This is a genomic window from Ramlibacter pallidus (assembly GCF_015070875.1).
Taxonomy (GTDB): Bacteria; Pseudomonadota; Gammaproteobacteria; order Burkholderiales; family Burkholderiaceae_C; genus Ramlibacter; species Ramlibacter pallidus.
The window spans coordinates 295,231-315,837 of sequence record NZ_JADDIV010000002.1 but is presented as its reverse complement, the minus strand read 5'-3'; the positions used below and the strand labels follow the sequence as shown (position 1 = coordinate 315,837).

The 20,607-nt window shown below is 66.0% G+C and carries 10 protein-coding genes; 8 read left to right on the top strand and 2 right to left on the bottom strand.

Going from position 1 to position 20,607, the window contains the following annotated elements:
- Positions 1 to 20 precede the first annotated feature (20 nt).
- Genes IM787_RS06405 through IM787_RS06375 form a run of 7 tightly spaced genes read left to right on the top strand, consistent with a single transcriptional unit; the run spans position 21 to position 5,651 of the window.
- Positions 21 to 1,199, top strand: coding sequence for a flagellar hook protein FlgE (locus IM787_RS06405; RefSeq protein ID WP_193675813.1), 1,179 nt, complete (start codon positions 21 to 23; stop codon positions 1,197 to 1,199).
- Positions 1,199 to 2,011 (top strand): FliM/FliN family flagellar motor switch protein, encoded by an 813-nt coding sequence (locus IM787_RS06400; RefSeq protein WP_193675812.1) that lies wholly within the window; start codon positions 1,199 to 1,201, stop codon positions 2,009 to 2,011. Before IM787_RS06405 ends, IM787_RS06400 begins: the two co-directional genes overlap by 1 nt.
- Positions 2,012 to 2,050: 39 nt before the next feature.
- Positions 2,051 to 2,407, top strand: coding sequence for a FliM/FliN family flagellar motor switch protein (locus tag IM787_RS06395; RefSeq protein ID WP_193675811.1), 357 nt, complete (start codon positions 2,051 to 2,053; stop codon positions 2,405 to 2,407).
- Position 2,408: 1 nt separating this feature from the next.
- Positions 2,409 to 2,876, top strand: coding sequence for a flagellar biosynthetic protein FliO (locus IM787_RS06390; RefSeq protein ID WP_193675810.1), 468 nt, complete (start codon positions 2,409 to 2,411; stop codon positions 2,874 to 2,876).
- A 50-nt stretch (positions 2,877 to 2,926) separates the two neighbouring features.
- Positions 2,927 to 3,676, top strand: coding sequence for a flagellar type III secretion system pore protein FliP (fliP, locus tag IM787_RS06385; RefSeq protein ID WP_193675809.1), 750 nt, complete (start codon positions 2,927 to 2,929; stop codon positions 3,674 to 3,676).
- A gap of 4 nt (positions 3,677 to 3,680) precedes the next feature.
- Complete coding sequence (locus IM787_RS06380; protein WP_193675808.1) at positions 3,681 to 4,481, top strand: sigma-70 family RNA polymerase sigma factor; 801 nt, start codon at positions 3,681 to 3,683, stop codon at positions 4,479 to 4,481.
- A 15-nt stretch (positions 4,482 to 4,496) separates the two neighbouring features.
- Positions 4,497 to 5,651, top strand: a complete 1,155-nt coding sequence (locus tag IM787_RS06375) for a tetratricopeptide repeat protein (protein ID WP_193675807.1) — start codon at positions 4,497 to 4,499, stop codon at positions 5,649 to 5,651.
- Between the two features lie 14 nt (positions 5,652 to 5,665).
- Here the strand turns inward: IM787_RS06375 and IM787_RS06370 are convergent, their stop codons facing one another.
- Entirely contained in the window at positions 5,666 to 6,040 is a 375-nt protein-coding gene (locus IM787_RS06370; RefSeq protein ID WP_193675806.1) for a hypothetical protein, read from the bottom strand.
- A 7-nt stretch (positions 6,041 to 6,047) separates the two neighbouring features.
- Positions 6,048 to 6,605: a tetratricopeptide repeat protein gene (locus IM787_RS06365; RefSeq protein ID WP_193675805.1), complete on the bottom strand. Its 558-nt coding sequence runs from the start codon at positions 6,603 to 6,605 to the stop codon at positions 6,048 to 6,050.
- A 218-nt stretch (positions 6,606 to 6,823) separates the two neighbouring features.
- On the opposite strand from IM787_RS06365, the gene IM787_RS06360 reads away from it, so the two are divergent.
- The gene (locus tag IM787_RS06360) at positions 6,824 to 20,605 is read left to right on the top strand and encodes a GH-E family nuclease (protein ID WP_193675804.1); all 13,782 of its coding nucleotides are present in this window, start codon (positions 6,824 to 6,826) and stop codon (positions 20,603 to 20,605) included.
- The last annotated feature ends 2 nt before the right edge of the window (positions 20,606 to 20,607 follow it).

Below are 20,607 nucleotides of genomic sequence, written 5' to 3'. Positions count from 1 at the left end.
GCCGCCTCCGAGACCACACCATGCTCGATTCCATCCAGATCGGGATGACCGGCCTCCTGGGCTATTCCAAGGGCCTGCGCGTCATCGCCAACAACACGACCAACCTCAACACGCCCGGGTACAAGACCGCGACGCTCCAGTTCACCGACCTGTTCTACGCCAACACGATGCTGGCGGGCGGTGGCCGGGAGCAGTTGGGATATGGGGTCGGTACCGCGGGCACCACGCTGGACTTCCGTCCGGGGGACCTGCGCCAGACCGGAAATGCGTTCGACCTCGGGCTGGACGGCGACGGGCTGTTCATCCTGCGTGACGGGGACGGACGCGTGCGCTACACGCGCGCGGGCCAGTTCGACTTCGACGAGAGCGGCGTGCTGGTCTCGCGCAACGACGGCCGCAAGGTCGTCGGCGTGGACGCCGCCGGCAACCGCGTGGACCTTTCCCTGGCCGGGATGCGGGCCAGCGCCGGCAAGGCCACCGCCAGTGCGCGCTTCACCGGGAACCTCTCCAGCACGGTGACGGAGCAGACGGTGGGCTCCGTGAAAATCCACGATTCGCTTGGCCAGGAGCACACGCTTTCGGCCAAGTTCACCAGCACCGATACCGTCACGCCGGGAAGCTGGAAGGTCGAACTCTTCGACGGAACGACCTCGGTGGGCACCTCGGAAATCGTCTTTGTCGACGGAAGGCCGCGAGCCGACGCGACCAAGCTGGTATTCACCTACGCGCCTGCCGGCCGTGACGCGCAGCAACTGACCCTGGACTTCGGCAGCGACGTCACTTCCTTCGCCTCGGGCAACCTCTCCACGCTGGCGATGACGTCCCAGGACGGCTATGCACCGGGCACGCTGTCGAAGGCGACCTTCGACGAGAAAGGCACGCTGGTCGCCACCTACACCAACGGCCAGACGGCAAAAGGGGCAAGCCTGCTGCTTGCGCGGTACCCCTCCATCGATGCGATCGAAGACCTGGGCGGCAACGAGTACGGCGAAGCCAACGGCATGGCCTGGGAGACCGGGCGGGCCGGCGAAGGTGCCTTCGGCACGGTGCGGGCCGGCGTGCTGGAAGTCTCCAACGTGGACCTGTCGCGGGAGTTCAGCGACCTCGTGGTCATGCAGCGCGGCTACCAGGCGTCCTCGCAGGTTATCTCGACCGCCAACGACATGCTCCAGGAACTCTTCAAGGTGATCGGCAAGTGATGGAAGCCATCGTGACCCAAGACGGCGCACGGCCCTGGCGCGGAGCGGCTGCGGCCGTGCCTCTCCGGTGCTGGGAGGCGGGGCAGCTCGCAGGCCTGTCGGACGCCGTGCAGGCCGCGCTCTCCTCATGGCAGCAGGCGTGGGGGCTGGCGGGCAGCCTCACGAGCGCCTGCACCGTGGCAACGGCGGCATCCTTGGTGGGCCAGGACTGGACGCCGCTGCGTTTCTCCGGCGAAATCGCCGCATGGCTGCACGCACCGAAGGCCGCAGCCATGGTTGCCACCGCGCTGTTCGGCGATCTCTCGTCCGCAGCCGTGGCGTCCGAAGTCGTGGAAGCCTGCGTGGCGGACGGCTGGAAACGGCTCGCCGGCGTGCTGCAACTTGCGGCTGCGCCGGGCAGCACGAGTGTTCCTGCATCCGCCGACGTGGCGCCCTGGTCCGGGGCGGTCGAGGTCGTGGTGACGGGCGTGGTCGACGCGCGGCTGGTTCTGGCGCCGGAAGTGGTGGAGGCATGGTGCGCATCGCGCGGTTTCGCGCGGTCCACCACCCGCGCGGGCGCCTCGCAACCCCTGGCGGCTGCATCGGATGCAGTCGCGCAGCAGATGGTGTCCCTGCAGGTGCAACTGGTCGGGTGCGAACTCGACCTGGGCAGCCTGCAGGAACTCCAGGTGGGCGACGTCCTGCGGCTGCCGCATCCGCTCGAAGCCCCTGCGCGCGTCCTCGACGGCACCGGCGCCACGCTCTTCGGCGGCTATCTCGGTCGCCACCTAGGGCAGCTGGCGGTGGAGCTCGTGAAAAACCCGTCCCCCTGACCGCCCACCTTCCCGTCCCCCGCACAACAAGGAAATGCCATGAGCCAGATGATCGAATCCTTCATGAACGACAGCGCCACCGGCGTACCACGCGCGCAGCCGATCGCGCTGGACGAAATGGTGCGCGGCGCAGGCGCAGGCCCGGCGCTGGTCGGCACGGCCCATCCCCTGCATGCCGTCAAAGTGAAGCTCAGCGTGTGCGTCGGACAGGCCGCCCTCACGCTGGGTGACCTGCTGGGCGCGCGCGAAAACGAAGTGCTGCCGCTGGACCGCGCGGTGGACCAGCCCGTCGACCTGGTCCTCGAGGGCAAGGTGGTTGCGCGTGGCCAGTTGGTGGCGGTGGATGGATGCTTCGCCGTCCGCGTAACCGAACTGCCCCTGCCTCTGAAGTTCTGAGATGCACCAGGCAAGATCGCGGAGGAAGCGGTGGTTCCTGGCCGCCGCTGTCGTGCTGCAGGCGGGCGCCGCGTCCCCGACGTTCGCTCAGGTCGCGCAGCAACCGCAAGCCTCGGCGAGCGCGCCCGCGCCCGCGGGCCTGCCGAAGGACCTGCCTTTGCGGCGGGATCCCCCTGCCTCGGGCGATGGCGCACCCTGGACGGCCGCAGTGGTGCTGGGCCTCCTGGCGATCGGCGCCATGGCTGTCGTCGTCCGGAGGCGAGGTGCGGGTGCCCTCCTCGGCGGGCGGGGCACGGTGCGCCCGACGGGAGCGCAGGTGGCGAAGCTCGCCAGCCTGCCGCTCACGCCGCAAGCCAGCGTGCACGCCGTGCGGTGGGACGGCGAGGAACTGCTGCTCGGGTGCACGGCGCAGCAGGTCACCGTCCTGGCGCGCCGTCCGGCGCCCGGTCCGGTGGAGGTGCCGCAGTGATGCTGCCGTTCCGTTTCCGCCACTTCGTGTGCATGGCTTTCCTTGCACTCATGGCCATCCTCCCCGCAGCAACGTTGGCGCAGACGGTGCAGGAGCGCGCCCCTGCCGCCACCGCGCGCCCGGCAGCGCCGCGTGCCGGCGCGCCGGCAGGGATCGTCGACCGCGCAAGTACCGACACCGCCCAGGCCGTTCGCGTCGTGCTGGGGCTTACGGTCCTGGCACTGCTGCCTGCGTTGCTGGTGTGCGTGACTTCGTTCCTGCGCATCATCATCGTGCTGTCGATGCTGCGCCACGCCATCGGGATGCCCGAGACGCCGCCGAACCCCGTGCTGATCGGGCTCGCCCTGTTCCTGACCCTGTTCACGATGTCACCCGTGCTGCACAAGGTGAACCAGGACGCCTTCCAGCCCTTCATGGATGGCGCCATCGGGATGCAGCCGGCCTATACCTCCGCTTCGCAGCCCCTGCGCGAATTCATGGTGCGGCAGACGCGCGAGCAGGACCTGGCGCTGATGGTCGAACTGTCGAAAGCCAAGCCGCCGCAGAGCATGGAGGAGATCAGCAACGTGCAGCTGATCCCCGCCTTCATGCTTTCCGAACTGCGCGCTGCGTTCCAGATCGGATTCGTGATCTTCCTGCCCTTCCTGCTGATCGACCTGATCGTCTCGAGCGTGCTGATGGCGTTGGGCATGATGATGATGCCGCCGACCACGGTGGCGCTGCCGCTGAAGATCCTGATGTTCATCCTGGTGGATGGGTGGGCATTGGTCCTGAAGGCCCTGGTCGGGTCCTTCCACTGACGCCATGGATGCGCGCCCCCGAGAAGCTCTCCCGCCAACGGTCGTGCCCGAGGCGGAGTTTGCGGAGGAGGTCGTCCTGTGGCGCCGCTACCGCGGGGACGGGGACCCGGGCGCACGCGAGAAACTGCTTGGCCTGCACCTGCCCTATGCGCGCGTGGTGGCTGCCGTCTACTACAGCAAGCGCTTCCATGACGAGATCGAGTTCGGCGACTACCACCAGTTCGCATCGATCGGACTGCTGGAGGCGCTGGAACGGTTCGATCCCGATCGCGGCGCGCAATTCAGGACGTTTGCCGCACGGCGGATGCATGGCGCCATCCTGAACGGGCTGGAACGGCTGACCGAAAAGCAGCAGCAGATCGCCGCCCGTCAACGCATCCGGGCGCAGCGCACCGAGGCACTGAAGGAGATCGCGCTGGGGCGAGCCGCCGTGCGCGAAGGTTCCGCGCCCAAAGGCGCGGAACAGTTGATGACGTATGTGGCGGAGGTCGGGTTGGGACTGGCGCTATCGTGGCTGCTGGAAGGCACGTCGATGGTGGACGGCCCCAACCGGGCGGAAAGCATCCCTTTCTATCGGAATTCCCAGATCCGCGAACTGCGCGAGCGGCTACTGGCCATCGTGGATGCGCTGCCGCCCCAGGAGCGTACGGTCATCCGCAGCCACTACCTTCAGGAAGTGCCTTTCGAGCAAGTGGCAAAAACGCTGAACCTGACGAAAGGCCGAATCTCCCAGATCCACAAGCAGGCGCTTCTGCGGCTGCGCGCCGGGGTCTCCGAGCACGGCGACCTCGACGTGCGATTCTGAAATGGCGAGTCAACCATGAACACTTCCCCTTCTCCCGCAACCCGTCGCCTCGAGCGCCTGGAAAGCTATCTCCGGCAGGACCCCGCCAACCTTTCGCTGCTGGCCGATGCATGCGAGGCGGCGATCGCGGCAGGGCAGCACGAGCGCGCCTTGGGGCACATCGCCACCGCCGAGCGGCTCGCGCCGGACCGCACGCCCTGGGTCTTTCGGCGCGCAGGCGTGTGCATCGCGCGAAGGGACCTGGAGCAGGCGGACGCCCTGCTGCGGAGCCTGCGATCGACCGGCGACCATCCTGCGGTCTCCCACGACCTGGCGTACGTGAGCTTCCTGCGCGCCGACTACGCGGCCGCGCGCGAACTCGTGCAGCCGTGGTTGGCCGCTGGAGGTGAGCTGGAGCCGGAGCAGCGGGAAGCATTGCAGATCCTTTGGCTGCGCGCGAGCCACCGCCTGCATCTGCTGCACGAGGCCTGGGAGTGGTCCCAGCAGGAGGATGCGGTGGGTCGCCTCGAGCCGCGGGCCAAGGGGCCGGCCAGCCTGGTCGCGATCGACAGCTCGCACTTCGAAGCGGCGCTCACTTGGTCGGAAGCGGCACTCGCGGTGGATCCCGCGCAAGTCGAGGCGCTTGCCGCGCGCGCTTACGTGGCGATGGCGCAGCAGCAGCCCGCGTTGGGAGCGAAGCTCCTGGAGCAGGCGCTGCGCAGCAACCCGGAGGATGGCCGCACGTGGTCGGCCCTGGGCTATGCCAGCCTGCAGATGCAGAACCTTCCGCTGGCCCAGAGCCAGTTGGAACGCGCAGTGCAACTGGTGCCGGAACACGTCGGCACCTGGCATGCGCTGGGCTGGGCCCGCCTCCTGCAGCAGGACATCGCGGGGGCGCTCGAGGCCTTCCGCAGCGCGCTCGAACGCGACCGCAACTTCGCCGAAACCCACGGCGCGATGGGCCTGGTCCTCGCACTGGCCGGCGACAAGGCCCAGGCGGATCACCATCTCGAGGTCGCCCAACGCCTGGATCCGACGAACGTGACCGGGCGGTATGCGCGCGCCGTGGTCGCCGGCGAGGCGCGAGACATCTCTCGACTGGCGGAACTTGCCGAACGGCTGCTGGATCGGCCGGGGTTCTTCGGACGGAAGCTCAGCGACGCGATCAAGCCGCCGCCGGTCCGCCATTAGCGAAGGGACGGCGGCTACTTGCGCGTGGCGCCGGCCACGAGGAGTTCGCTGAGTTCGTCGGCCGCAGCCGCCATCTGGCTGTCGGCCTGCATCTGGCCCTGCACGGCGTCGACCATGTTTGGAAACGAAGGGTCGTGCACCAGCTGCGCGCCGAGTTCCTGCAACAGAACCGATTCGAGGAAGATGCGCAGCGCCTTCTTCTTGCGATCGGGATCGTTCGGCGACAACGCCTGGATTCGGCCTGCGGCAACGCTGGCAGCATCGGACTGGGCCCGTTCCGCCCGAGCTGGGCTGCCCGCTGGACCCGCCTTGGCGCCGCCATCACGGACGGCGGAAACCTGTTTGCGGAGGAGGGCGGCCAGCTGGTGGCTGGGGTCGATGCTGGTCACGCGGGTCTCAGTGCATGCCCTTCGAATAGCCGGAAAGCAGCACGTGGCTGGCCGCCGCGGCCGGCTGTCCGGCCGCCGGAGGTTGCATCAATTGTTCGACGGCTGCGATGACCTTGCCGATGTCGGCGGACACGGCAGGGTTGTCGTCGTTGCGCTGTAGCCCGGCGCGATAGTGATGCAGCGCTTCCTGGAATCGGTCCTGTGCGAGCGCGGCGAAACCCGAGACGAAGTGGCGCAGTGGGTCGCTTTCGGGCAGTGAGAACAGCGGTTGCCACGTGATCAATGCAACGGCGGCCCGGTCGGAGCTGAACTGCAGCAGGCCGAGCTGGTAGCGGGCCAGGTGGAATTCCGGCGCGAGCAGCACCGCGTTGGCGAATGCGAGTTCCGCCGCCTGGATGTCGCCGGCGCTCGCGTGTTCCGACCCCATGAGGAAATGCGGCACGCCCGAGCCCGGTGCGGCCGCACTGGCCTGCGCGAAGAGCTCGAGGGCGGCGTCGGTGCGGTTGTCCCGGCTGGCCTCCAGGCCTTGCGCGAGCAGCTGGTCGAAGCGAGGGTTCTCGGTCATGGGTGGTCCCGGGGGCAGTTTAGCGCGCACCGCGGCAGACGCCAGCCATCCGTGAAATGTCGCGCCCAGCAGCGGTGATCTGCCAGTACATCCAACCCGTTCGCGCGCTGTTTAGCGCCTAAACAGCGCGCGTGCTGCGGGGATGTACTCGGTGCAAGGCGTATCCCGGCGAACACCAGGATGGCCGCCACCGACCAACGAACACGCAGAGCACAAAGATGGTAGCGATCGTCAGCGGCAACAGCCTGGGACTCAACCTCACTTCCCATCAGACGCTGGGGATGCCATTGGGTGCAGGCGCAGTACACGGGCGCAACGGAGAGTCGGCGTACGTGAACGTCGCTACGGGGAACCTTGTCATCCAGCGCGTCGAGGACGTGCTCAGCCTGCGCGGGGTCGATGGAACTGCGCTGCGAACGTACAACAGCCAAGGCCTGTTCAACGACGACAACGGGGACAACTGGAGCACGGGCTTCGTGCTGCAGCCGCTCCAGTTGACTGGCACCCTCAATACGGCCGGAAGCACGCTCACGAGGACCGCCCGAGACGGCAGCGCATCCGCCTACGTCTTCGACAGCGTATCGGGCCTCTACCGGACCACGCAGGGTGCCGGAGCCCATGACACCATCACCTTCATCGCCGCCGACAGCCAGCTGGAGTGGCGCGATGGCAGCTCGGGACTGACGCAGCGGTACCAGTCGGACGGCGCGTTTCGGTTGCTCGCCACCGCCGATGCAACTGGTTATCGGGTGACGTACACGTACGACGCACAGGGGCGCATCGTCTCCGAGACCGCGGACAGCGGGGAGACGCGCCAGTACGCCTACACGACCGAAGGAAACCTTCATCGCGTCCTGACTTACCGCGGCGATGGCACGCCCTTGTCCCATCTGCAGTTCCTGTACGACGGCAGCAATCGGCTGGTGAAGACAGTTGTCGACCACACTCCGCAGGACTACGACGTTTCGGACATGAACCGCTACGTCACCGACTACGAGTACGACGGGAGCAGCAAAAGGCTCGCCGGTATCACGCAATCGGACGGAACGCGTCTTGCCTTCACCTACGTGGATGTCGGCGGCGGCACGTTCAAGCTTGCCTCCGTGCAGGACGCACTCGGCCAGACCACAAGCTTTGCCTATGGAGCAGGTCACTGTACTGTCACGGACGCCCTCGGCCTCGTCACCCGCTATGACTTCGACGCAGAGGGCCAGCTGACCAGTCTCACACCGCCGCCCGTTGCCGGCGTCGCCGCGGCGCGCAGTTTCTCCTATGCCGCCAATGGAGATGTGCTCGCAGTGACAGAGGGTACGGGGCGGATCACCACCTTCGCCTACGACGATCGCGGTAACCAGGTCCTGCAACGTGATCACGCGGGAAACACCGTCCGGAAAGCCTACGACGCCCGCAACCAGCTCATCGCAGAAACCGCGTACCTCCAGCCCGACCCCGACGGTGGCGGGACGGGGCAGCCCGCGCAGCCCCTGACCTCCAGATTCGTCTACGAGGGGGGGAGCCGCGCGTTGCTGCGCTTCTCCATCACGGCGGAAGGGGCGGTCACCGAGCACAGATACAACGCCTTGGGCGACCGGGTGTCGACGGTCGTCTACGCCGGCGCCACGTATCCAGTGGGCGGCCTCGCAGAAGCCGACGTGCCCGCAGAGTCCGCGCTCGCAACGTGGTGCGCCGCGCAGGACCTCACGCGCACGCGCCGCAGCGACATGACCTACGACGCGCGCGGACACCTGCGAACCCGTACCGCCTACAGCGCGTCGGACGCCGCGGGAGCCGGCGCCGGCATCGCGTCCGTGGAGCAGTTCGTTCGCGATGCATCGGGGAGGCTGCTGCAGGTGGTCTCGCCCAGCCAGGGCGTGACCCAGTTCACCTACGACGGTCTCGGCCGCGTGCTCACGCAGACGAATGCGTTGGGGCAGGTCACGGTCACACAGTACGACGACGCCGGTCGCCGGACAGTGGTGCTGAACCCGGACGGGCTGACGACCACGCAGGCGTATGACGCTGCAGGCCGGCTTGTCTCCACGTCGCACTCGACGGCCGCAGGTGCCGGACTTGGTGAGACCCGGTTCTTCTACGACGCAGGCGGGCGACTCCGCATGACGCAGGACCCAACAGGGGTCCGTCACTGGACCCTGTACGACGAAGAGGGCCGGAAGTCCGCCGAGGTGGACGGCAATGGAAGCCTGACGGAGTTCGCCTATGACGGCAATGGGCGCCTGACCCACAGCATCTCCTACGCCACCGCCATCAGCACAGCCCCGTTGACCGACGCCGCCGGCGCGCCTGTCCTGGGTGTTTCTCCCGCAGCCTTGCGGCCTACGAGCACCACTGCCGATGTGCAGACCTGGAACGCCTATGACGGCGCGGGCCGGCTGGTGCGGACTGCGCGAACGGTCGGGACGGGGACCTCCGCGGCCGTGGAGGCGATTGCGTACGACGGCGCCTCGCGGATCGTACGCACCACGCAGTATGCGAACCTGGCTCTTGCGAGTTCCCTCAGTCCCGGTTCCATCCCCGTCCCCGCGGCGACCGCACGCGACCGGATCGTCCGCCACTTCCATGACGATACCGGCGCTCTGGAGGGAACGCTCGACGCGGAGGGTTACCTCACCACGTTCACATACGACGCCGCCGGGCGCGAGGTGCAACGGGTCAGGCATGCATCTGCCACGACACAGTCACTGCGAGCCGCAGGGACGCTCGCGCAGCTCAAGCCGCCGGTCAATGGCAGCGACATCTCCTCATTCAACTATTACGACGGCAAGGGACAGCGAATCGCGGAGGTGGACGCCGAGGGCTATCTGACCGAATGGGGCTATGACGTTGCCGGGAACCTGGTCAGCACGCTGCGGCATGCAAACCGTGCGGCAACGCCAGTCACGGTGACCAGCTCGTTGGCCAGCCTGCGACCGACGCCTAGCGTCCACGACCAGGTTTCGACGCGGACTTTCGACTCTCTCGGGAGGCTGACGGAAGAGACGGGCGTGGACCGGGTGACGACACGCTACGCCTATGACAGCGGTGGCAGGCTGGTGTCCACCGTGCGTGCGGTGAACACGGACGAGGCACGCACGTTGCTCGTCCGATACGACGTGCAGGGGCGGCTGGTAGGAGAACTTTCCGCCCTCGGTGCTTCCCTTCTGGTTGGTGGGCAGACGCCAGCGCAGGTGGATGCGATCTGGGCCCAGCACGGCACGAGGTACACCTACGACGCCGCGGGGCGGCGCACCTCGACCACCGACGCCAACGGAAATGTGCGGTGGCACTACTACGACGCGGACGGATCGCTACGTTACACGATCAACAGTCTCGGGGAGGTGAAGGAGCGTCGGTATGACGCCTTGGGGCGGCTGCACAAGGAGATCGCGTACTCCGCGGTTTCGGGTGTGAGAGGCCCGGGGGGCCTGATCGCTTCGGCAATTGCCGTGACGGCGAATGCCGCGACTGATTCGGTGACGACGTACTCGTACGCCCGAGACAGCACGGTGGCCTCCGTCCTGGATGCAGAGGGAAATCAGACCAGCATCCAGTACAACAGCTTTGGGGAGGAAATCCTCCGTACGCAGTACCACTTGAGCAGCGGCGTCAGATTCACGCAGCAGTACACGGTTGACCGGAGGGGCCTGAGAACCGCGACGCTGTCGGATCCCAACCAGATCGCCGCACTGGAAACCACCGAGTACGACGCATTCGGACGAGCGACACGGAGGATCGATGCCAACGGAAAGGCACGGGTCGATGAGTACGACCGGCTCGGCCGTGTGGTGGTGTCCCGCGATCCCATGGGCGGAGCGCGAAGCGCCAGTTACGACGCCTTCGGCAGGCAGCTGACGACAACAGATGCACTCGGGAACACGAGCACCTTCACGTACGACCCGGAGACGCGTTCCGTCTCCATGACGACCCCGGAGGGCGTGCGTACCGAGACCTCCTACACGCGACACGGCCAGGTCCACACGCTCAAGGACGGACGTGGCGGGGTCACCACGTACACCTACGACCGCGACGGGCGCCTGGTGGGCAAGTCCTCCCCCCTGGCGACGGAATCAAGCTCGTACGACGCTGCCGGCCGGCTGGTGGAGACGCGCGATGCCGCAGGCAACCGCGTCAACTATGCGTATGACGCGGCGGATCGCGTCCTGACGCGGACCGTCGATTCTTCCGGACTCGCACTGGCGACGCGGTACACCTACGACGCCAAAGGGCAGAGGGTGACCGTCACCGACCCGAACGGCAACGTGACCACGTACGCTTACGACCGCAAGGGCCGGGTGGCGACCGAAACCGTGGATCCCGGGGGCTTGAACCTGCGGACCACCTATACCTACGACGCAGCAGATCGAACGCTCACCGTCACGTCGCCTGCGGGGACGAGAACGCAGTACGTTTACGACTCCTTGGGCCGCCGCACCTCGGAGCGGGTGGACCCGGCAGGGCTCAACCTCGAACGAAAGTGGGCGTATGACGACGCGGGCAATGCAATCTCTTCGACAGACGCGCTCGGGAACTCGACGCTCTACGCGTATGACGGGAACGGCCGGCTGGCCTTCACCGTCGACCCGCTCGGAGCCGTCGTCCAGAACTTCTACGACGCGGAAGGCCGGCTCGTCCGGGTGATCCGCTACGCGACCCCAGTGAACGTCGCGTCGCTGCCGCCGGCGCCAGGCTTCACGGACATCCAGTCCAGAGTCCTTACAAGCGCCGCGGACGTGACGGAGTACCAGGTACACGACCGTGACGGTCGTCGCATCGCGACAGTGGATGGTACCGGCGCGGTGGTCCGCTTCACGTACGACGCCAACGGGAATGTCGTCCAGCGCGATGCCTTCGCCAACCGCATCGACCTCTCCGCCTGGACAGGCGTCGGCATCCCCTTGCCGCTCCCGGACCCTTCACGCGACACCCGGCAGACGACCGTCTATGACGGCGTGAACCGCGCGGTCTTCTCCATGGACGGGTTGGGGGCCGTGGTCGAGTACCGGTATGACCCCAATGGCGCCGTCGTCGAGCGCATCGCCTACGCACGCCCTGTGCCGCTCGATACGCCAGCGACGGTCGCCGGCATGACCGCGGCGGTGGGGGCTGTCGCGAACGCCGGGCGGGACGTCCGCCTTCGCTACAGCTACGACGCGGCGGGGCGCTTGGTCGCGAGCGTCGATGGCATGGGCTCCGTGCAGAAGCGGGTCTACGACCGGAACGGGAACGTCCTCCAGGAGATCCACCTCAGCACCGCCATCGGCGACACGGCCACTCCGGCAACTGCTCCGCGAACGGCGGACGACCGCATCCTGAGCTACAGCTACGACGCGGCCAACCGCCGCGTCCTCAGCGTCGACCCCGAGAATGCGGCGGTTCGGACGCAGTACGACGCCGGCGGACGCGTGTCGTCGCGGACGGCACTCGCCACCAAGGTGGAAGCAGCGGCGCTCGCTGCCTGGAGCGGCACACCTCCGACCATTGCCTCCACGGCGGACGACCGCACGGACCGCTTCGCCTACGACGCCGCTGGACGGCTGGTCTTCGAGGTCGACGCGCTTCGGCAGGTGAAGAAGCACGTCCATGATGCGAACGGCCGCCTGCTGGAAACCCGTCGCTACGAAAGCAGGCTCGATCCCGCGGTCGCGGTGACCGTGTCGACCGTGTCGGCGAATGTGTCCGAGTCGGCCCTCGACCGTCGGGAGATGCATGCGTACGACGCGGCAGGCCGGCGCAGCAGCACGACCGACGCGCTGGGGCAGGTGGAGCGATGGACGTACGACGGGCTCGGCAACAAGGCAAGCTTCATCAACAAGCAAGGCGCCACCTGGACCTACTCGTACGATGCGGCCGGGCGACTCGTGCGAGAGCGCTCTCCAGAGGTGACCCTGGCATCGAGCAGTTTCGACCCTGTGGCGAAGACCGTCGTGGAAGGCGCCACCCGTCAGGTCGCGATCGAAACCGTGCTCCGCTACGACGGGCTCGGCAATCTCACCCAAAGAACGGAAGCGGCGGGACTCGCGGAGGAACGCAGCACTCGCTACGAGTACGACGCGGCCGGGCGGCAGGTGCGGGTGATCTTTCCGCCGGTGGGCGTCTACGACGCCGCCAATGACAATCCACTGGCGAACGACGGCCTCTCCCCGCGGCGCGATGTGGAAAACCGCTCACTGGAAGCGAGGACGTACTACGACGCACTTGGCAACGCCGTGGCGAACAGGGACGTCGGCGGAGGGCTGAGCCAGAAGGTGTATGACCGAGCCGGCCGTGTGGCGTATGAGGTCGATGCAGCCGGGTATGTGACGGGCTACAGCCGCGACACGTTCGGGGCCGTCACTGCCCTCACCCGGTACGGCAGCGGGACAGCACTGGCGGGGCGCCAGCTCACGTCGGCGACGCAGGCCGTTTCTCGAGCAGAGGTGGAAGGCGTTCTCAACGCATCGTCCTTCAACCACGCGACGGACCGCGTGCTGCGGTCCTCGTATGACAGGGCCGGACGCCTCGTCGATACATGGCAACCCGCGGCGTTCATGTACGACGCGGGACTGGCCACGTCGGAAAGCGCCGCCTCGGCTCGCACCAGACGTCAGTACAACGCATTCGGCGATATGGTTCAGGAGAGCCGTGCGAGAGACTCCGCTGCGACGGTTTGGTATCACACGCATCGCTACTTCGACGTACTCGGGAGGGAAAGGGCCATCGTCGACCCCCTGGGCCATGTCACGACGCGGGCGTACGACAAGTTCGGGAACCTCGAACGCGTCACGGAATACGCGACTGCGGCGACCCCGGGATCCTGGAACCTCGCGATGTTCGTCGTGCCCGGCGGATCGAGCGCCGATCGTGCGACCAGCTATGCCTACGACCTATTGGATCGCAAGACGGGTGAAACGCGCATCGCTGTGGAGTACAGCACGGGTCCTGCGGCGACGACCGTCGTCGGCAACCTGACCACGACGTATGGCTATGACGCGCTCGGAAACCAGGTCCGCACGACCAACGCGCTGGGAGAGTCGACCCTCACTTTCCACGACGTGCTGGGCCGTGTGGTCGCCGTTGCCACCCCCTTCCAGGCTTCGAACGCGACCAACACCTTGGTCGAGTTCAAGCGGGATGCGCACGGCAATGTCGTCGTCAAGCTGGAACACAACACGCCCGTGGTCATGGACGCCGGGTACGTGCCGCTGCCTGCAGCGCCCACGGACCGTTCCACGATCACCCGCTTCGACGCGCTCGGTCGGGAACTGGAGGTGCGCGACGCCAACGATTCCACCTTGTTCAGTTCCTACGACGCGGCCGGGCGCGTTGCAAAGACGTGGCGAGCGGTGACGGATGCGGATGGGCACACCCGGACGCAGTTTCAGCTGAACGTGTACGACGCATTGGGACAGCTGGTGGAGACGCTCACCCCGGCCTCCACCACGGTCGTGCAAGGTGGGATGCACGCCAACTACACCCCTTTCATCGACTACGGGGATCACGTTCAGGCGACCCCGGCGAGGATGGCTCTGCAATGGTCAGACCTGGTGGATCCGCAAGGTGGGTCGGTCCGCATCGAAGTCGACTATGTCGTGACCACGCAGGTCGTCAAGTACATCTGGGGCAGCGAAGTCCTCGTGCCGGAGTCGCGCCTTGCGAAAGCCAGCAGGGACTTCACTGCCGCCGCCGCCGCGGGTGGGGGCGAGGTGACCTGGGGCGAGAAGGCGGACCGCATCGCCGGCATCCGCGTGCTGCAGTTCGTCGACGGCCAATGGCGCTCGAAGTGGGAAGGAACCCTGGCGAACGCTTCAGGGTCCGGGGTGAACGTCCTGAGCCAGGCAGAAGCTGGGTACGTGTCCACGCGGCAGGAATTCAATGCCTTCGGCGAGATGACTCGCAGGGGAACCCAAGGCGCGCTGCAGGAGTACTACGACTACGACGCCGCCGGCCGGGTGTGGCGCACGAACGCTGGCGATGGCGTCGACCGCGTGCAGCTCTACGACCTGCGAGGAAACGTCAGCGCCGAGATCCGGAGTTCGGGTGCAGGCGGTGTCAATCAGGACGTGCGCGCCTACCAGAGCGTCGACCAGGCACACGCAGATTCGTACTCGCGGCGCACGGACATCCAGTACAACGCCCTGGGCCATGTTGCGTCTCGCACGGAGGCGGTGCGCACGGAGACCCGCGGGGGGGTGACCGTCCAGCGGCAGTTCGTCGCCGCTTCAGTCCGATCTGCAGTCCCTGTCGGCGACCTGCAGACCGCGTCGGCGTGGACGGGCATGAACGAGGTGACCCTGGGCTGGAACAGCCTTGCGCCCTTGGGGAGCGGCGAACTTCGCGTCGTGATCGACTACAAGACTCCCGTCACCCGGCACGGCGGTGTCTACGACGCCGAGTTCGGATACACGACTCCGGTGTCCTATTCAGGGGGTGTTGCGAAGAGCTATGCGGCGGGTCTGTTCGATGGCACCACCCACGCGGCGGGGCTGACGCTCACGTGGGCCGAGACCGCCGGCACACCCACGACCGGCGGCGTGGGCCAAGTGACCCGCGTGCGAGTGGAGAAGAAGGACATTTCCGGCAATTGGGCGACCGTGATCGACCAGGCGCCGGGTTACGGCCGCAACGAGATCCTCTTGGGGGCACCGGAAGATCCGCAAACCGCCGTCATGCTCCAGGTCCGGGCGCTTGGCTCTACCGCCTGGACGGGCGTACCGGCTGCCACCCTGGTCGATTTCGGCAACGCCTATCGGTACGACGCGTCCGCGCTGGTGGCGGGAACCTACGAGTACATCGTCACGACGACCCCGCAGGGGAAGCCTGGCGACGTGACCGCGAGCGGGACCGTGTCGGTGACGCAGCCCCTGCTGTCGTCGATCCCCGTCGCCATCAACTTCGCAGGCTTCCCCCAGGGGAAACTCTACTGGGTTCACCAGGACTTCTCCACCCAGCAGGTGATGCGTTACCGGCCCGTGGGCGGGACGGCATGGAGCACGCTGCCCGTGAATGTCTTCGGGTACAACTCCGACGTGGACGGCGTGGACACGGCACACCTGTCGTCCGGGAGCTACCAGTTCGAACTGCTCTGGACCTTGGCCGGCCAGAGCAGCGCAACGCAGCACGCAACGGGCACCTTCACGATCGTGCCCGGCACCTCGGCCTACACCATCCCGGCATCGGGCTTGCCCAACATCACCAACGTGGCATTGGGCACCATCCTCATCCCGGGGACGTACACCGGCGGGGATGAGGCGAACTCCTACTACACGCCGCCGACCAACGTGACCGCGTTGACCTGGGACGCATGCGGCGCGACGTCCGCCAGGTACTACAACGGAAGCAGCTGGGTCAGCGTCACAATCGATCGGGCGCTTGCGCACACGGACCCGTACACCGGCGGCTACTACGGCACCGAGCGAATGAGGCTGGATCATCTCGGCTTCGGAACCTGGTACCTTGAAGTGGTCAGGACAGGCGAGAGGATCGCCACGGCGAGATACGACGTTTCCATCTATGGCCGGCAACTGACGGTAACCACACCGCCGTACACGCCAGCCACTTACGTGTCCGCGACGCCCACGACCTACAGCGTCAGCGTGACGACACCCTCCTCGTCCTACGCACTGAGCACCGCCGAAGGCCGGTCCATCCAAGGGTTGACCAGCAGCGCACTCGGGAACCGCGCATTCCGGCCGGTGGTCGCCCAGAACACGGACCGCTGGGGGAACGTGGTGGCCATCACGGATCCACGCTCGTCCAGCTGGGTCACCACCTACCGCTTCAATGCCAACAACCAGATGGTGCAGCAGAGCCTTCCGAGCATCGCAGTGATCGGCGTCGCCACCACCCAGGTCTACTACGACGCCTTGGGCCGGCAGGTGGCGATCCAGGACGCGAATGGCAACGTGAACGGTCAAGTCTACGACGGCGCGGGTAACGTGATCGAAGAGCGGCAAGCCGACACAGGCGTGGTTCGCCACGTGTATGACGCCCTTGGAATGCGCATCCAGACGACGGACGCAGAATCCCGTGTGGTGAAGTACGAGTACGACCGCGCCGGCAATCTCCTGGCGGTCGACAAGGGCCAGCTTCCTACGTACCAGAGCTCCGGCTCGAATGTCGTATGGGCTGGACTGGCAACCATCAAGGACCGCTGGACGTACGACCAGTTGGGCCAGAAGCTCACCTACACGAACGGCAATGGCGATCGACTGACCTACACGTATGACCTCCGCGGCAACGTGGTGGAGACCCGCCAAGCTCTCGGGCAGAAGACACGCGCCGCATTCGACGCCCAGGGCAGAAAGATCGCCGAACTGGACGCGAACGGCTTTGTCAGTCGCTGGAGCTACGACTACTTCGGCAGGGTCACGGACCATTCCGACCTGGGTGGGGCACGCTACACCTACACCTACGACCACGCGAGGCAGCTCACCACGCAGAAGAACACGCGCGGGCAGAACCTTCAGTACGGCTACGATGCGGCCGGTCAGCTGGTACGCCTCCATGATGCGGCACTGAACCAGACCACGACCTACATGTACGACGCCGGCGGAAGGCACATCCGCGAACGTGTCGTGCAGAACGGACTGACTTACCAAGACAACCACCTGGCCTATGACGCGCTGGGCCGCCTGCGGGACGTTGCGGATGCCCGTGTCCATGTGAGCATGGACTACGACAAGGTCGGAAACCGGACGTTTGTCGCGACGACGGTAGGCTACCAGGGAGTGACTGGCGAGGTCGCGCCCTCGACGGTTGCGAGGTACTTCAAGTACGACACGATGAACCGGCAGACGGTGGTCGACGCGATCAATCCTGCGGGCGACATCGGCACGGATCGCGGCCACGTGATCACATACGATCGGAATGGCAATCGGACCAGTGACACGTCCTGGGGCAAGCGTGTCGCCGCCACCAACGGCGCATCGGCCGTCCTGTACTACAACGACGACTCCGACGGAACGGGAGTCCCCAACAACAACCTGACCTTCTCGAAGGCAGATGGTTGGACGACGGAGGTGTATCGCTACGACGCGGCCAACCGCCTGCAAAGCATCGTTCGCGATGGCGTGATGGTGAACCACCGCCGCTATGACGGCGCGGATCGCTTGCTCTTTTCCGGGCCCGCTTCGCTCCCGACCGGCTACTTGTCCGCGGCGCGAACCGACCTGAAGGAAAACGAGGACGACGGGTTGAGCCAGACCTACAGCCGGTACGACGCCAACGGACGGTTGCTGTATCAGCGCACGGTGGGAAGCGATGGACAGGACCGAGCCATCGTCAGCTGGGACCCTTCGCAGGACATCGGCGGCGGTGTGCGGGCGGCCGGCTACGACGGCGTGGGCAACGCGAAGGGTTACGCGGTCCGCGACGCGAAGTCCGGGACGGTCACGACGTACAACACGACTTTCAAGCGTTTCGAAGGCCACCAGGCCGACGAGATCAATGCCTCGTCCACGGTCACCGCGCCCGGCAAGACCACCCACGGCTATGACGCGAACGGCCATCTCGTTTCGCTCCGCGACTCCTCGATGTCTGCGAACAACCGTGACTTCGTGAACGATAGCCAGGGGCGGGCGCTGTATGTCAACCAGGCGGGGCGGGTGCAACGGCAGCTGATCGTGAACGGAGAGGTTCTTGCCCTGTACGGCGCCGGCATCAACGAGAAGGAGCCGAGAAAGACCGACGGCAATCCAAACTTCGCCAACCTCGCCGACTTCGAGCTTGGCTACGCGCCCATCAACTCCAAGTACCCGAACGCGAGTCCGGGCACTTACATCATCCGCGCAGGTGATTCGCTCCAGAGCATCGCGCAATCAGCGTACGGCGATAGCGCGCTCTGGTACCGCATCGCGGAGGCGAACGGACTGGTGACGAGCACCGACTTGAAGGTCGGGCAGACGCTGAGCATTCCCAATCGTGTGGGCACGGTCCACAACAACAGCACGACTTTCGAACCTTACGACCCCAGCAAGATCACGGGTGACGTGACGCCGCATTTGCCGATGCCGAAGGAGGGTTGTGGCGGTATCGGGCAGTTGTTGATGGTGATTGTGGCGGTGATCGTTACGATCTATACGGCTGGTGCCGCTGCGACTGGCCTCGGGGCAGTCACCGCGACGGGAGGCACTGCGACCACGTTCACCACCGGTCTAGCGGCGATGGCAGGTGGCACTGCTACGGTAAACGGAGTGGCGATAACCATAGGAGCGTCGGCCGGGGGCGCGTTGACGACAGGAGCGGCCGTCTCAATGGCAAGCGCTGCCATCGGCGGCGCCGTCGGATCCATAGCCAGTCAGAGTGTCGGGATTGCGACAGGAGCACAGGAGCGGTTCGACTGGCGGGGCGTAGGACTGGGAGCGCTGTCGACAGGGCTGACGGCAGGGCTCGCGTCACCTGGCAGCGCACTTGCGGGCGCCGGGTTGCGCTCAAGCGTCTCGCGCGCCATCGTTGGCAACTTGGCAACGCAAGGGGTCGCCGTGGCACTTGGGCTTCAGCCCAGCTTCTCATGGAGAGGTGTTGCGGCAAGTGCAGTGGGCGCAGCGGTTGGGCGTGTAGTCGGCGACGAGTTGCAGGCGGCTTGGGGAGAGTCGCCACTGGGAAGCTACGCGGCACGTGGGGTTTCAGGGCTGCTTGCAGGGACGGCCGCCGCAGTAGCTGGGGGCGGGAAGGTCCTGATCCGACAGATCGCGATCGATGCTTTTGGCAATGCGTTGAGCCAGTCCATTGCGGATGCGGTGAGTGGCGAGTCGACGCGAATCACGGGGGCGGGCTTGCGGACCGAGCGGAGTCAGCCGTCACTGATCGATTTGGAGGAGGCGTCAGTGGTCGCTGGCCCGGCTCAAGACCGGCCGAGCCCAACTGCGCGGTTCACTTCAGCTTGGTCTGGGATTCTGACTGCGACGCAGACAGGTGCGCCCGAATGGGCAACCACTACACAACAGCAGCAGTCTTCGGAACTCTATCAAAAGAGTCTCGGGGAGATGAAAGAGGTGCTAGAGAACACGGCGCAGAACCCGAGGCTGCGCGAAGCGCTGCTAGGCCGCTATGACGCCTGGATGCAGGAAGGTGGCTGGGTGAAGCCACCGATGGTGCAGAACGCGATGGTGGCATTTGGCACTTTGATTGGCGATCCGACGCCCGAGGGCGCGGTAGCGCTTTCGATGGCAATGAGCGGTTCTCATGGAATTCGTACAAGTCCTGAGGCCATGGGCGGTCTTCTGGGCATGTTGGCCCTGCGAAACGAGCCCGACCGCGTCTTGGGCAACTTAGATCGAATGGTGAAGTCCAGCGTTGCATACGACGGGACGACTTACAACAGCTTCCAGTTTGGCGGGGTCAAATCGAATGCGCTGGACGTTGTTGGCACGCTCATCCCCACTGCTCAAGGCGGCGCGACGCGAAGCGCAACGCTAGCAGGTCGAATCGGACTAGCTGCTGGACGCGCGCTAGTGGACGGCATCAACTACTTAGCTCAAGTTTCGCTCGGCACCACAGTGGGACGTGCGGCGATCATGTCTATGGCGCTTCGAACCGCAGCTCTTACGGGCCTGCCCGCGCCGGTTCCTGGCGTGGGCATCCATGTAACGCCGAAAGCGGCCAAGGCGGTCGAATCGACCCTAGTTGATGTTGGGCCTCAAGGACAGCATCCTGCTCGCTTCTACGTGCGCCCCAATGCAGAGATTCTTGACTCCAAGACGTTCGACCGAAACGGAAGCTTTCGCGCTGGCGTTCGAGATCAAGCGTGGGACGATGCGGTCGATCCGACCACAGGTCGTGTGCAAGATCCTCTCACCGGTACCGGGATAAACAAGAGCGATCGGTGGGAGATGGGGCACCGACCTCAAATGGAGTACTGGAAACAGCGGCAAGATGCCATTCGACAATGGCTCTACGACGACAAACTGGTCACGCGGGGTGAGTTCCTCAATAGAATGAACGATCCATCGCGATACAGGCCTGAGTTGCCTTCTTCTAACCGCAGCCACCAAGGCGAAGATCGATCGAACTGGTTCCGCAGATGACT